This is a genomic window from Maribacter aquivivus (assembly GCF_900142175.1).
GTDB classification, from domain to species: Bacteria; Bacteroidota; Bacteroidia; order Flavobacteriales; family Flavobacteriaceae; genus Maribacter; species Maribacter aquivivus.
In genome coordinates this window covers 31,235-45,061 of record NZ_FQZX01000004.1, presented here as the reverse complement: position 1 = coordinate 45,061, position 13,827 = coordinate 31,235, and the positions used below count along the sequence as shown (strand labels likewise).

Sequence of the window (13,827 nt, the reverse complement as noted above, 5' to 3'; positions counted from 1 at the left end):
AAAAGCCAAAAGCCAAAAGCCAAAAGCCAAAAGCCAAAATTTAGTATTAAGTAATAAGTACAAAGTATTAAGTATCTCTTGTAAAGTTGGAAGAGAGAAAATAGAGTAAAGAGAATAGACTTGCTTTTACTGTAGATTTTAGTAAAGCTAAATTGTTGTGATTACAAAAGCCAAAAGCAGAAGTAACTGAAAACTGAAGCTACCAACTGATACTGAATACTAACAAACTAGCCCACTATCTCACTAATAAACTAGAATCACTGATTTTCCGGTCTATTCTGCCAAATATGAATATACTGACCAGTAGACATTCTACGAGCCATATCTTTTGCATTATTTGCCAGTTCACCCTCGTATAGTTCGTCAATAGTTTCGAACCAAATTTGTAGCCATTGGGCAAAATGTTCTTGTGAGATGGTGTGCTTAAGATTTTTATCAACGTTCAAGTGTGCCTTAGACGGACTCCCCCTAAACGTGCGGACACCAAAAAGATTAGATTCCCAGAAATCGGTAAGTTTGCTTAGGTGTGCAGGCCATTGTTCATCTGTAATATGTCCGTTGAAAATAGGGCCTAGCATTTCGTTTTGCCTTATTTTATCATAAAAGGTATGCACCAAAACATGTACATCTTCTCTATTGGTAATTTGGGTCATAGTCTCTGTTTAAGAATCGGCAACAACTTTTTCTACCCGTTCTGCAGCATCTTGTTTAGAAAGGGTAAGACGCACAATACTGTCAGATTTTGCTAAAAGGTCATGTGGTACATTGGCAGCTAAGGTAATGATATCTCCCTGCTTTAGGGTGTGATGAATACCTTCTACTCCAAAATCAATCTCTCCTTGTACGATGTGTACTATAATGGGAAAAGGAGCTTTGTGCTCTTTCATAAGTTGTCCGCTCTTCAATAGAATTCGAATCTCTTTTGAGAACGAAGTTTCTAAAAGAACTTTAATAACAACTTTGTTATCGTTGAAATCTAGATTTTCGGTAAAAGATGTCTTTTGCATACAACTGTTTTTACAAAAGTAGCAACCAATATTTTATAGAACTATGATACTTCTCATACTAAACCGATAACTAAGATGTCCAATTAAGAAATAGGTTATTTGAATGTCAACAGAATGTAGATCTTATTACAATAAAAAACAGCTGTTTGCGCTATGCTGAATGGTGAAAAAGAAGCAATAATTATTTGAATATAAGTCCGTTCTCTGCATCGAATTGCGCTTGCTCTTCAGGCGAAAGTGCATCACGAATAGCACGAATGGTAAAACCGCCAACCACTTTGCCTTCGTCGTAGTACATCCAATCGCTAATGTCGGCGTTGTTTACCGTAATGGTATCGCCCAATTGAACTTCGCCGGTGTAAACCGGTTCGTTGGCAATAATTCCCATTAATACATTATCAATTAATTGAATGTCGCCCACCCAAATATGTTCTGCACCACCATCGGCTTCGAATTTCTGTTTAATAGTAAAATACTCAAAATTAGGATTATCGCTAGCTATTGCCTTTTTAAAATCACCGATAGAGTTTTTAGCATCTATCATAGCTTGGTTCATTTTGGCATCGTCATCTTCCACATTGTACACATCTGGTTCACCAGAGCGTTCTGTTTTGTCAGCTGAGCTTTCTTTGCAAGAAGTTAGAATAAATAGTAATGATGCGATGAAAAGTAGCGATTTCTTCATAAGATAAGTGTCTATTTTATTTGATGTGTATTGTAGTACTATGAAACACAACGTAATAGTACTTCTATTGTTTTACTCGATAAGCGAGATTTTAATATCTAGGTAGTTTACTTTGGGTTTTTACCGTTTCTAGGGTCTTGTTTTAACACTTTGGCGGTGGTACGGTAAAAAGTAGGCGAGTAGGAGTAGAACTCATGAGGTTGCTCAAAAAAGGTCTCTAATGAAATGGCAAAAAGCTCCATTAAATTAGTGCCGCCATAGTCTCTGAAAATGGTGTATTTACCTTCACGTATAAGCGGTATTTTTTTAGTAGCCAGTTCTTTCCAAGCGTTGAGGTCCGCATCTTTAAAAGCTTTCGAAAAATACGAGCCTTTGGCATTTTCAATAATTAAGCAATGACTGAACTCGTGTATGGCAATATTTAATCCGTCATCGGTAATAACGAATCCTTTTTCTACCGCAGGCCAAGATAAGTTTACACGCTTGGTAACGGTATTTACATCACCATCATACAAAACATCTCTACCAGTGTATGAATATGAAGTAGGAGTCACAAATATAGTTTTGAAGACACTTAGAACATCTTGTTTCAAGCCAAAAGTAATCTGAACGAATGCACTAGAAATAACCAGTTTCATCTCAGTAGTAAGTTCAAAACCTTCTGTAGCATCAAAATCTGTAGTATTTAAAAACAGCAGTGTTCTCACTACAAAAGACTCTTGATGCTTTTCTGATAATGCAGCGTAATAAGAGTTCCATTTGCTAAGTACCTCATGGCATTCTTGTTTGCTACTGGTCTTAAGAAATAAATTGACGAAAGTATGTTTGGCGTTCAAGTAATTGGTTTGGTTGAAAGTGTGGTTCAGTAAATAATTAGCACAAAAAAATGCGGAGGGTAAAATTAGTGTTATTCGGTGATAACAACACTACCAATAAGTTCATTTTCGGTAGGTTTTTCAAACCAAGTTTCCATAAAATCAAAATTCTCTTTACTGACCTCAAATTCAAAAGTTGCTCCTTTTTCAGTGTTGCGCTGCTGTACACGTTGCCATCTAGTATCTTTAGAAAGATCTAAAAAGTGAAGTTGAATTGTATAACCATGAGTGGCTGCAAAAGCTCTAAATTTTTCTCGATGCTCATATTTTGATAATCCTAGGTCTAGAATAGCATCTGTATGAGATTCTTCTAATTGTGTAACAATATTCAAGATTAAACTTTCAGCTCTTTCTATACGTTCTAAAAACCATTCTAAACCATCAGTCTCTTTCTTGTCGGGTAGAAACAACGTATTGTTCCAAGTGTCAATAGAAAAGAGTACTCCTTTGGTTTTCTTTTTAAGCTCGTTCGAGTAGGTGGTTTTACCTGACCCTGTATTACCGACGATGAGGTGTAGCATAGAGTTTTTGAAATTTTAAGTTTTAGAATAATCTCTTTTACGGATAGATGTCTGGCAGCTCCTACTTCAAATACTCAAACGTATCTACCATGTCATACTTAGCATCTCTGCGCATAAATTCTCTAAGAAAAGCGGTATGACTTCCGCCGGATATAATAAAAACTCTCTCTGTAGGGTCTAGTTTAAGTCTATTTAGGTTAGAGTAGATTCTCAGATTTCTTTGATAATACTTTGCAGCTTCATCAGCACCTTCAAAACCATTTTCAGTACCTACATAGGTGAGCATATCAGCATTTGCAGTGATAAGTAAATCCAGTATTTTAGGATGATTCATTCGAGCTAATTTCTCGTATAATGATATACCTTCCTCAAAAATGTTTTTACCAGGAACGGACTCAAACGGATTGTTCATAAATGTGTTGTAGGTTACAGAATCAATTGCATTTGTGATTTCTGAACCAATGGCATAGTTATATTCCATTTTATGATCAACACCATAAATACGTTTTACACCCGCTAATCTTCCCAATTCAAAAGCAAGAAGTTCAACTTCATTTGGCTCTTCAAAATTAGTCTCTGGCGCCTCTAAATAAGTAGCGTAGTTCTTTTGTAAAGTCTCGTTATATTCAGGTACGGTTTCTACGATAATAACAGTAGGCTTAAACGCAGATAGCATTTTAGCTATTTGGTGAATAGAGTCTTTATTTTTCTCATTGTTTTCATCAAAATCCATGGTGTGGGCATCGCTGGTGTACCCCATGTGGAACGTAGCAAAGTTTAATACTTTTATGCTAGAACTTTCTGGTGTTGTAGGCGTGGCTTCGGTGCTTGTTTCTTCTGCTTCTTTAGGAGTCTCTGCGCAAGAAATAAAGAATGATACGATCAGAAAACCTGCTACAATTTTTAAGTTTTTCATTTTTAGTTTTAAAGTTGGTGGTCGGTGGTTTTTTTGATAGAAGGCTTTTCTTCTAAAGATTGTTTGAAATCTAAAATTTCATTTAAATAAATTTCATTTAGAAACTCGTCATAACTATCTTCTCTTTTTGAGCCTATATTTTCTTCAGCTTTTAAAATATGCTCTTTGGCTTTTTCTGTCTCTCCTATATTTTGGTACGCTTTTGCTATGCCAAAATGAGCTTCCGGAACGTGATCCGATTGGTTTAATGCACGTTGAAATTCAGAAATTGATTTCTCGTAATTACCAAGTTCGTATTCGCAAAGTCCTAAATAAACAAATGCGTGTACATCTGCCCAATCTTCTTTTTGGTTTATGATACTTTGGTTTAAGAAACCGATAGCTTCATGGTAATTCTTTTTTCCGAAATAACACTCCCCTCGTAAAAAGTCAATGTCTTCTCCCCAGGGTGCATCAATCGAGTTAGGTGTTAAGCTATCTAATCTATCGAAATCACTTAAAGCACCGTCATAATCTCGTAATTTTCTCAATTTCATCCAGCCGCTGTATCCCAAATGTATTTTTGGATTATGGTCAACAGCTTTGTCTAATAGCTCAAAACCTTTCGCGTAATCGCCTCTTTTGTTGAAAGCTACAGATTGCTCAAAATAAGCATCGGAATAATCTGGGTGTTGCATTTTTAAAATGTCGAACATCGTTTGAGATAAATAAGAACCTTGAAATTCCTCTGCCAATTTAAATCGGTCAATTTTAGGAGCCAATGCCGTGTAATAGAGCATGATTATTGAAAAAGAGAAAAATAGTAGTGTAAAAAACACCTTAATTATTTTTATAAAAGTCTTCATAGTCTTTAAAATATATCTGTGATTTTACCATCCTGAATTTTAAAGCTCAAATTGTAATACGTATCAAGGGGTTGATTGTTCCATTTACCGGCATGCCAATCCTTCAAGTTTTTAATTGATTCTTGAATCTGTTTTATATTACTAGAATTAAAGCTGGTTTCCTTTAAATCTGTGTTTACCATTTTAATACGAAATCGACCTGTTTGATTCTTACAATTAACGATAAATCTAAAAGTAATGATACCCGATTTTTCGAAATCAAGATGAGTTATAAGTTCTCTTAGTTCTTTTTTTATAGCCTTTTTTCCGCCTTCATAATAAGTGCCGGCCGAATAGTATTGAACAATATATTCTTCATTGCACACCACAAATTCAGAATTGTCAATAGAAGAGTCAAAATCTATATCCCCAACATTATTAGTAGTTTGGTAATACAGCCAAATAATTACGGCTGCAGCTATAAGCAAACTAGTAAGTAAGAGGATATTCAGTTTGTTTTTCAATTTAAATTTCAGTTTTAAAGGGAGAATACTTTACTCAGATAATTCAGTATTAATTTTTTCTAATACCTTGTTGATATTCGTTTCAACTTGAGCATAAGATTGAAGAATGAACTTTCTGTTTTTTTCAATCTTCCAGAGATATGTTAATATTATTTTCTTCTTTTCGGTAGTTATGTTTATAGGTAAATCAATACCAACAATGTTTTGGTCAGCATTGAATTGAAAGTTTGGTGCTAGACTTTGGTTTATTTCCTTAAAATAGTTTTCGTTGAACTGAATTTCTGAATATTCTTCTTCTAATTTTCTTAGTGTCTGATAATCATATTCATATAAAGAGATTATGTCAAGTCTTAAACTGTCATTTTTGATTAACTCTAGACCTTGCGATTTTAAAGTTTCGTATCCGGCTACATTTTGAATGGAAACAAAATCTCTGGTAACAATAAAGTAGTAAATGCCTAAAGAGTCTAAATCAACAGGTTTATCTGTCAAGATATTTTTGAAATACTGGGATGCAGAAATCCCCAATTTATGACCTCCTTCATTGCCTCGAACATCTTCAAGATCTTTTACTAGTCCGTTCGCAATTTCTCTTAGAATTTTTTGTTCAGAGGTACTGTCTCTTCGGTTGTCGTTCCAATTGTTTAAAGCAAAAGCAGATATGACGGCAATAAAAATGGATAGAAATTCAAATCCGTTTTTTTTCCAATTTCCAATTTTCATTAATTTAAATATTTAGCTGCTTAGTAAATATAAACTTACAAAAATTAGAATTATATGTTATGTGCTTTATCAGAAGGATTGATGCGAACGATGAGGTGTAGCATGAGTTTTAATTAAAGGTCATTAATGAACTACGGAATTGTTCTATTCAACGCTAAAACTTTTCTCGATCAAATCAAACCCTGGCTTGTTTGCGGCGTTATCTTCCGTAGCTTGTTGTATTAGAATGGCAAAAGTTTTATCTCCTTCATAAAAAAAGTGAATATCGCCTTCATGATCTAAGCCTAAAATACTTGCCGTAAACTTTAATGAAGTAGAATTTATATCGTTAAATGAACCTTCAACAATACTTTTAAAATTGAGTTTAGAATTTTTATAGATGATATTATTTACTAATTCTTCTTTATAGATATCTACCCATTCATTTATATCCATCTCACCATTTACCCAAGTTATGGTTATAATGCCGCTAGAATCAAAACCATCTTTTTCGACAGATAAATAATACCCAAGGTCATCTATATTTTCTTCATCAGTAATTCCCCAACCCGTGGGGCTGGTTATTGAAACTCCGTCTCTTTCAAATTTTACAGGTTTACTTTCGCTACAAGAAGTTAAGAATAGAAATATGGATGCAATTAATATTAGTGGTGTTTTCATGTGGTTGGTTTTAAAGAGAATTTGATGGTCCTATTTAATCGTCGTTAGAACTGTTTTTTTTTATGATTCAACTATTAACTCTAATTTAAGTTCACCATTTGCCATCTTACTTAATATGATGGCAGATAAGTCTAAGTCGTCAATGTCGTGCCCCCAAATTCCATATTTTCCGTCTGTCTTATTTCTGTTGATTAGTCCCTGGCGTTGCTCTAATGGTGTTGTTTTGGTTTTAGCGGATTCTTCTTCCTCTTTATAAATTCTATTGTACTCAGCGCTTATTTTTTGAGCTAGCTCTTTACGAGTAAATCCATCTGGGTTATTGGATACTATCTTAACTTCAACGGAATTTTCTAAAGGGTAATCAATGATTAAAATAGCATTTGTTTTGCTGATTACAATTTCATCTTTGTCAATTAGATAATCAATTTCAGGTTGAGGGTCTTTTATAGATATCCAGGGGATAATTCCATCTTCAAAAATCTCAAGGTAATCTTCGTCAGTAGTTTTAACTTGAAATAATATTTCAGATGAAGTTTGAGATAATTCGGCTGTGTTTTTATCGTTTTTTGATTTACAACCTACTATAAATTGGCATGCCAGTAAAATGGTAATAATTAGATTTTTCATTATAATAATGTCATTTTAAAATAAGGTTCACCGTTTCGGCTATTAATTACCCATTTGCAACTCTCGCCTGTTCTTCTAAATCTGCTATGCCGTCAAATTTTTGTAGCGGTAGTTCTTTATTGGTAGCTTTAATTTCAGCAACTAAGTCAAGAATTAAATCTAGGGGTTTGGCTTCATAGCCAAACATATTTTGGTCGAATTCGATACCAGCTAGTATTCCGTCGTTTTCCATGCCTACGCCCCAATTTTCTATAAAGTCTGCTAATGCTATTTCGGTAAGCTGATAGTTAGCCCAATGGTTTATGGTGCAAGATTTTGCCCTGCCACTTTCTGCCCAAAAACAAAGTACACCAACAGGTCTGTCATTTTCATCATCATACTGCACAGAGGCTGAGGTTGCAAAACCTTCATGATTTTGAAGTGCATAAACAATATCTGTTTCGCAAACTGTTTTTATAAATTTCTTATATCTATTTGTAATTATATCTGATCCTTGTTGTTCCATGTTTGTAAAAAGTGCTTTTATTGATGACTTGAACGAAGTTAGAATTATTTTATTCTTAGACCTATAAAATTGACTTTGTTAGTTGTGCTCTAAATATTCAATCGGGTTTAAATAGAACATCTTTTTCCAACCTTGTCTGTCAGAATCTAGTTGCCAAATGTATGGTACTAAGGTCAAAATAGAATAATGTAAATGTGGCGATTTACCCGCTGCGTTTCTACTTGTGCCAACAGTACCTATTTTTGAATTTGTATTTACAAAGGACAACGAAGCCGTGTTTAATTCATTCAAATGTGCATAGTAATGTAAGCGCCATTTTGGACCTAGTACTAGAACAAATTTACCACCGATACTTATCTCTCCGGCATATAGTACCAAACCATTAGTTGAAGAATTAATATCTGTTCCTTTTTTTGCAAAGATATCTACACCTTTATGCGTAACAGATTTTCCCCAGGGGTAAAACCAAAATGATTTAGAATTGTAGTCAGATTTTGTTGCTCCTTGAACAGGCATTTTTAAATGCTGTGGAATTAAAAAACCGATAATGAGAATTACAAGTATACTGATTAGGACTTCATTTCTTTTCTTCAATATCGTTTTATGTTGTAGTTGATGTCAACGTTTTTTGAACATTATAAAGGTACAAGCCTGATTATATAAACAATAAGTTCTCGTTTATAATTTTATAATGACGGACCTGGGGGTGGTGGCAAACCTTCGTTCTTGTTGGTGGTTAATATGTCACCATTTTCTAGAAAAGAAATAAGTTCGGTTGCTTTGCTTACAACCTTTTCAATACTGCCATTTTCATTAACTACAATGTGAGTAGGATAGGCTTTTACGAAAAGTTTATTTTCAATAAAATCTTCTTGATTGGGTATGGTTTTATAGTTAAACACTTTTTTAGACAAGAATCTATCTAATGCAGCTTTATCGTCTATCGCCAAACTTATAAATTCAACATTCTCTCGTTGCTTATATTCGTCAACGAATGTATTCAATTCAGGAAACTCAGCTACACAAGGTTTACAATTAATAAACCAACATTTAAAAACTAGTACTTTACCTTTTGTGTTTTCATTGGTATATTCTTTTCCATCTAGATCAGTAAAGCTAAAATCAGGAAAAGGGGTCCCTTCCATTTTAAATTTTGTGTATATATTTTCTGAAGTTGATTTAATAATTTCTCGAATTTTTTTGTCTGCAGAAGCGCTTAATTTGTAAAGTTTATATTTTCTTGCATTATCAGGTGCTATAAGTTTTAAGGGGATATAATCACCAGTGGTCAATAAGTTTAGAAAATCGTCTTTGGTTATTGTTTCAGATTTATCGTTTATGGCAATAAATTCTGACGATAAAATGATGTTATTTTCATGATAGGGCCACCACTTTAAATTATCCAATTCTAAGGTATTGAAATCTATATCTGATTTTTGTGCTGTAGTTTCTGCATTCTTGGTTTTTGTTTCTTTATTTTCTTTACAAGAAGTAATACAAATTAGAAGTAGTAGAATTAGTGTTTTTCTCATTTTATAGCGTTGTTTTAAAAGAAACTTAAATGGTGTATGTATTGATATGAAAAATTAACTCGTTTAAGTTAAGTTAATTATATCAATTTTGTAAATAAAATCTTACCAGTTGGCTTTGTTTACATTATACATATGGGTTTGCCCAACACTGTCTACAAACACGTATGTATAAAACTTTGTATTCATTAATAATTTAGAGAATTTATACCATTTGCTGTTTTCAAGTTTTCCTAATATTGGTTGCTCAGTTCCGTTTACAGTCCAATTCCAGCCATTATTTTTATTGAAGAATACTTTACCTTCTTTAGTAGATTTAATACCCCAATAACTACAGGTAAAAGAGTCGTCTTTTGTTAGTGATTTATCAAAATCCCAGTAGTGGGCGTTTTTTATAAATAAATTAGAGAAAACATCCAAATCTTTATCTAAGAGAATCATTTTATCTATTTGGATTGCGTTATTATATTTATCGTTCCAATGATCATTTATAATATATTCATTCGTTATTTCAATACGTTTTTCATCAGGACCAAAACCTGACCAAAATACAGCGAGATATACTAACCCAATTATTAGTATCGTTAAGAGTGCTTGGGTAATTTTTTTCAAATGAAGGTAGTTTTATAGATTGAAAGAGATGTATTTAAATATCTATGTTGTGTATTTCATTCATCTATATTAGTAAATAGCAAGCAAATAAAAAAAGCTCAAAAGAATCTGATTTTGGAATCTATGAGCTTAGATTTTCATGGTCTTAGATTTTCTTGGTCTTAGATTAAGGATGAATTTATTTATTTGCTAAGTACTCTGTTAGCGCTTAGCTTTTTGCTTTATTTGCTCAACGCTTTTATTATTCGTTCTTCATTAATAACTATATCTCTGAACAAAACGTGGGGGAATTCCGTGTATTTTGATGCTTTAAAAGCATCTGAAATATTTGATAGAGTTGAAGCAGTAATAAGGGACAAATTCATTTCCGTGTCCATTTCACAATCCGTCACAAAGTCATCACTAAACTCAGGTGCAATAAGTAAAATTTTTACAATGCGTAAATCATTTTTGAGAGCTAAATTTTGATATGATTTTAATTGTCTTGAAACTGTACTAAATTTATTATAACCTCGTTCTTTACTCGTTTTGCATTCCACAATTATTACTTCATTATTATCCAGGTTTAAAAGAATGTCAATCATATCCTTATTTGTATTCAGTTTATTTTTGAATTCATCATCAACATTAAATCCTAAACCTGTAAATATGATTTTAGTTAATTCCTCAAATTTGATTCCAAGCTCACTTTCTTTAACAGTAATTCCATTTTCTTTTAATAAGTTTAAGTTTCTGTAAGCAACATTTTCAAAGTTTTCTAAATATAAATTTTCTACATCTTTATAATGTTCTAGAATATTTAAAATGTCGTCTCCACGTTGTTTAATACCATTATCTTTTATGAATTTGGTTAAATCTGACTTGGAAATCAAATCCAATATATCTCTAGGCTTAATATTGTAGTCAAGTAGAAAATCAGCTTTTAAAACAAATTCATCTTGTAACTCAAATTGAGCTTTTATTTCTTTATTTAGTTTTGGTAGGGATTGATTTAGTTCAACGAGTAATTTGTCGAAACCATCTAGTGAAATCCCAACTTTTTCGTCACGCTCAATATTTTCAAAGTGTTCAATAAGACTATTTATCTTATCTTCTAAAACACTTCCTTTTAAATTAGAAATATTTAAACCTTTTTCACAAAGTTCATTTAAGGCCTTTTTCTTTTCTGTTAATGTACTTCCTTGTTTGTAAATATCTTCTAAAAGTAAGTTTGTAAACGAAATACCTTCTTTTATTATTTCTTCAATTTTTTGAGAATGTGATAGTTTTCTGTCGATGTTATGTTCTCTGCCAATTTGGTTTATAATTGGTTCGCGTAAAAGTTTTAAAGTTCTTCGATAGAATTTTTCGGCAACTTCTTTCTGTCTTACTTTACGTAGCATTCTGACCATTTCGTCAGCCACATAAATTGTATTTTCTTTGTTCGAGTAGAAAATGATACCAATATTTTTTAGTCCTTTAATGACTTCATGAATGTCAAGTATTTTAATTGGTAAAATAGAGTAATTAATTAGTTTTACCTCTTCTTGTGAAAGTCCTAATTGTTTAGAAAGAGTAAGAATTATTGATAATTCGTCAGAAGTTATTTTTGCATCTCTATTATTTTCCACGTCATTATGGTAAGCTGTGTTTAAACAGGCTTTATAGATTTTGTAATCTCTTTTTCGAGTTGCGCTTAAATCCGATTTGTCATTTTCAAAATCAGCGTTCAGATTTTTAGTTTTGTTTTTTAAGTTTTTTATTTCTGTTTCGTATAATCTCGAAAACCAATCTTGTTTCATTATGCAATTTCCATCACGAATTATGATGTCAATTAAAATGTCCAATTGCGAAGTGATTTCTTGAAATTCACACTTAATATGTTCTTGAAATTCGCTTGCGGTTAAGTCAAAAATTGTAGAGATATTTTGATTATCAACGGATTTTAAACCTTTATCAGACGAGCTTAAAATCTTATTAATTTCTTTTGGATTTTTTGGATTTTTCGATATTATGTTATCAATGATTTTAATAAATGAGTTCTTTTCTATCGAACCGAGTCTATCTAAAATTTTCTCTAATTTCATTTAGTTTAATCTTTAGAATTGTTGTTTCTTTAATTTGTTAAAACGTTGATTATGTGTCAAGTATGGTATTAGAAAATATTACACTTTTGGATTTGCTCTGAGCCAAATTTTTATATTTTTTTAATTTATTTATTTTAAAGGCCAAATTGAAAATTTGGCAGTCTCGCAAATACACATCAAACTTTTGGAAATCCAGTAATAACTATGGTTTATATACATTGTTGCCAGTAGTTATTTTTTCAATTCGGCTTTTGCTTTCTTAAGAGCTTCGTTTCCAGCTAACGTTCCATTCAGTTTTTCGGGAAATCTTATTGCCTTAACTGGATATAAATTATTGGTGCCTTGATAATCCCATAACTCAATTATTCCATCAGACTCCAGTTGATTTATTAAATCATAACTTGATTGATAGTCATAGCCTATAGAACCCAGATAATTTGTTACAAAATGTTTAAGACCAACAAAATTATCTCTCGTTTTTTGAGCCCATTTAACACTTTCCGTTAACTTTCTTAAAAGTTCATCTTTAGTTATTACGTCATATGTTTCTAAACTATACGTAATATTTTCTTTAAGTGTATCCTTTTCTTCTAAATTGAATTGTATCGTTTCTATTGAATCATTAGCAGTAGAAATAATTTCGGTTAGTTCTTTTGAAAGTTCCGTAGCTCTGTGTAAATCATTCTTAGAAAATAAATTGTTGTGAGCAACTTTGTGTCTTATTTTTTCAAGTTCTTCCCATTTCTGTTGAAAATTATTAGATTTAAATGTGTCTTTGAAAAACTTGGTATAATTACTTTCTAATTCAGTTTTTAAATTCTTAATTGCATCCTCAGTTTCGTCTAAATCTAAAACTTTAGATACAATATCTTCCCTGCTTATAAATCCGGAAGATTGAGAATGAACGACCTTTCCTAATTCTCCAAAGTCTATTAAGTACGCTCTATTGTCGATATGTTTTGAGAATAGTGACTCGTTGTTTTTTCTAGCGTTGACTTTCTTTTTCATTTCGCTATCGGCAGTAACGTTCCACCAACTAGGACCTAATTTTGTTACGAAAAATTTCATCACATATTTTCGTAGCAGATTCTCAACTTTATTTATTTGAGGATATATTTTAAATGATATTTCAGAAGAGACTTCATCAAGAAGTACATAGGTTTGGTCTAAACCAACAGATTCTAAATGTTGTAAAATTAAAATTCTGAGATGTTCAACAACTTCAAAGTCGCCCTCCAGTTTAAGAATGAATGTGTTTTTAATATTAAAATCTTGTTCTTCTTCTTGGCTTATTTGACTAATTCCTAAATTTATTTTTAAGTCATCATCGTGAATTTTATTTCCTCGAATTTTTGGGTTACTCCAGATACCACCATTTGACATTAATGAAAAGGCTAAATTCTTATCTGATTTAATAGTTGTTTGTCCTTTCGAATCAAGAGTCAATATTTCAAATGTATAGTTAGTTTTCATATGTTGGTTTTAATTACTGACAACGCACGTTATAAACGTAATAGAGTGCATTTATTTCTCGTTTTGGTAGTTAATTTACCTAGCCAATATCCCACTAAAGAATAAACCTACAATAACCATTTCACACTACATTACGGGAAACCATAACTGGTTAAAAATTATGTATGGTTTGGGTATTTTTAAGACCAAATGGTCATGTCTAAGAAAATTTTATTTATCTATAATGCCAATGCCAATGCTGGTAGTAAAATGCTAGATTTTACCATAGACAGATAAGTAA

17 protein-coding genes are annotated in these 13,827 nt (G+C 32.1%); all 17 read right to left on the bottom strand.

Features of this window, described 5'->3' with window-relative positions; translation table 11 throughout:
* Positions 1-257: 257 nt before the first annotated feature.
* The gene (locus BUC31_RS18310; RefSeq protein ID WP_073246998.1) at positions 258-653 is read right to left on the bottom strand and encodes a group III truncated hemoglobin; all 396 of its coding nucleotides are present in this window, start codon (positions 651-653) and stop codon (positions 258-260) included.
* Between the two features lie 9 nt (positions 654-662).
* Positions 663-1,007: a cupin domain-containing protein gene (locus tag BUC31_RS18305; RefSeq protein ID WP_073246996.1), complete on the bottom strand. Its 345-nt coding sequence runs from the start codon at positions 1,005-1,007 to the stop codon at positions 663-665.
* Between the two features lie 181 nt (positions 1,008-1,188).
* Positions 1,189-1,692, bottom strand: a complete 504-nt coding sequence (locus tag BUC31_RS18300) for a YegJ family protein (RefSeq protein ID WP_073246994.1) — start codon at positions 1,690-1,692, stop codon at positions 1,189-1,191.
* 107 nt (positions 1,693-1,799) lie between these two features.
* A complete protein-coding gene (locus BUC31_RS18295) occupies positions 1,800-2,528 on the bottom strand; it encodes a zinc-dependent peptidase (RefSeq protein ID WP_073246992.1) in 729 nt (242 codons plus the stop codon).
* A gap of 71 nt (positions 2,529-2,599) precedes the next feature.
* Entirely contained in the window at positions 2,600-3,088 is a 489-nt protein-coding gene (locus BUC31_RS18290) for a P-loop nucleotide/nucleoside kinase family protein (RefSeq protein ID WP_073246990.1), read from the bottom strand.
* A gap of 61 nt (positions 3,089-3,149) precedes the next feature.
* Positions 3,150-4,004: a DUF5694 domain-containing protein gene (locus BUC31_RS18285; protein ID WP_073246988.1), complete on the bottom strand. Its 855-nt coding sequence runs from the start codon at positions 4,002-4,004 to the stop codon at positions 3,150-3,152.
* 8 nt (positions 4,005-4,012) lie between these two features.
* On the bottom strand, positions 4,013-4,849 hold the full coding sequence (locus BUC31_RS18280; protein ID WP_073246986.1) for a tetratricopeptide repeat protein: 837 nt from the start codon (positions 4,847-4,849) through the stop codon (positions 4,013-4,015).
* Positions 4,850-4,854: 5 nt separating this feature from the next.
* Complete coding sequence (locus BUC31_RS18275; RefSeq protein WP_139252031.1) at positions 4,855-5,352, bottom strand: hypothetical protein; 498 nt, start codon at positions 5,350-5,352, stop codon at positions 4,855-4,857.
* Between the two features lie 30 nt (positions 5,353-5,382).
* Positions 5,383-6,075, bottom strand: a complete 693-nt coding sequence (locus BUC31_RS18270; protein ID WP_073246982.1) for a hypothetical protein — start codon at positions 6,073-6,075, stop codon at positions 5,383-5,385.
* 144 nt (positions 6,076-6,219) lie between these two features.
* Positions 6,220-6,735 (bottom strand): hypothetical protein, encoded by a 516-nt coding sequence (locus tag BUC31_RS18265; protein ID WP_073246980.1) that lies wholly within the window; start codon positions 6,733-6,735, stop codon positions 6,220-6,222.
* A gap of 60 nt (positions 6,736-6,795) precedes the next feature.
* Positions 6,796-7,362 carry a hypothetical protein gene (locus BUC31_RS18260; RefSeq protein WP_073246978.1) on the bottom strand — a complete coding sequence of 189 codons (567 nt, stop codon included), beginning with the start codon at positions 7,360-7,362 and terminating at the stop codon, positions 6,796-6,798.
* Between the two features lie 46 nt (positions 7,363-7,408).
* Positions 7,409-7,867 carry a DUF2750 domain-containing protein gene (locus tag BUC31_RS18255; protein WP_073246976.1) on the bottom strand — a complete coding sequence of 153 codons (459 nt, stop codon included), beginning with the start codon at positions 7,865-7,867 and terminating at the stop codon, positions 7,409-7,411.
* Between the two features lie 78 nt (positions 7,868-7,945).
* Positions 7,946-8,461: a M23 family metallopeptidase gene (locus BUC31_RS18250; RefSeq protein ID WP_073246974.1), complete on the bottom strand. Its 516-nt coding sequence runs from the start codon at positions 8,459-8,461 to the stop codon at positions 7,946-7,948.
* 92 nt (positions 8,462-8,553) lie between these two features.
* Positions 8,554-9,399, bottom strand: a complete 846-nt coding sequence (locus BUC31_RS18245) for a TlpA family protein disulfide reductase (protein ID WP_073246972.1) — start codon at positions 9,397-9,399, stop codon at positions 8,554-8,556.
* A gap of 102 nt (positions 9,400-9,501) precedes the next feature.
* On the bottom strand, positions 9,502-10,008 hold the full coding sequence (locus BUC31_RS18240) for a hypothetical protein (RefSeq protein WP_073246970.1): 507 nt from the start codon (positions 10,006-10,008) through the stop codon (positions 9,502-9,504).
* Between the two features lie 221 nt (positions 10,009-10,229).
* Positions 10,230-12,074: a hypothetical protein gene (locus BUC31_RS18235; protein ID WP_073246968.1), complete on the bottom strand. Its 1,845-nt coding sequence runs from the start codon at positions 12,072-12,074 to the stop codon at positions 10,230-10,232.
* Between the two features lie 231 nt (positions 12,075-12,305).
* Positions 12,306-13,547 carry a Swt1 family HEPN domain-containing protein gene (locus BUC31_RS18230; RefSeq protein WP_073246966.1) on the bottom strand — a complete coding sequence of 414 codons (1,242 nt, stop codon included), beginning with the start codon at positions 13,545-13,547 and terminating at the stop codon, positions 12,306-12,308.
* Positions 13,548-13,827 lie beyond the last annotated feature (280 nt).

Excerpts from the sequence above, each read along its gene's own strand:
- BUC31_RS18310 (WP_073246998.1), bottom strand. The coding sequence starts at position 653 with ATGACCCAAATTACCAATAGAGAAGATGTACATGTTTTGGTGCATACC.
- BUC31_RS18305 (WP_073246996.1), bottom strand. The coding sequence starts at position 1,007 with ATGCAAAAGACATCTTTTACCGAAAATCTAGATTTCAACGATAACAAA.
- BUC31_RS18300 (WP_073246994.1), bottom strand. The coding sequence starts at position 1,692 with ATGAAGAAATCGCTACTTTTCATCGCATCATTACTATTTATTCTAACT.
- BUC31_RS18290 (WP_073246990.1), bottom strand. The coding sequence starts at position 3,088 with ATGCTACACCTCATCGTCGGTAATACAGGGTCAGGTAAAACCACCTAC.
- BUC31_RS18285 (WP_073246988.1), bottom strand. The coding sequence starts at position 4,004 with ATGAAAAACTTAAAAATTGTAGCAGGTTTTCTGATCGTATCATTCTTT.
- BUC31_RS18280 (WP_073246986.1), bottom strand. The coding sequence starts at position 4,849 with ATGAAGACTTTTATAAAAATAATTAAGGTGTTTTTTACACTACTATTT.
- BUC31_RS18270 (WP_073246982.1), bottom strand. The coding sequence starts at position 6,075 with ATGAAAATTGGAAATTGGAAAAAAAACGGATTTGAATTTCTATCCATT.
- BUC31_RS18265 (WP_073246980.1), bottom strand. The coding sequence starts at position 6,735 with ATGAAAACACCACTAATATTAATTGCATCCATATTTCTATTCTTAACT.
- BUC31_RS18260 (WP_073246978.1), bottom strand. The coding sequence starts at position 7,362 with ATGAAAAATCTAATTATTACCATTTTACTGGCATGCCAATTTATAGTA.
- BUC31_RS18255 (WP_073246976.1), bottom strand. The coding sequence starts at position 7,867 with ATGGAACAACAAGGATCAGATATAATTACAAATAGATATAAGAAATTT.
- BUC31_RS18245 (WP_073246972.1), bottom strand. The coding sequence starts at position 9,399 with ATGAGAAAAACACTAATTCTACTACTTCTAATTTGTATTACTTCTTGT.
- BUC31_RS18235 (WP_073246968.1), bottom strand. The coding sequence starts at position 12,074 with ATGAAATTAGAGAAAATTTTAGATAGACTCGGTTCGATAGAAAAGAAC.
- BUC31_RS18230 (WP_073246966.1), bottom strand. The coding sequence starts at position 13,547 with ATGAAAACTAACTATACATTTGAAATATTGACTCTTGATTCGAAAGGA.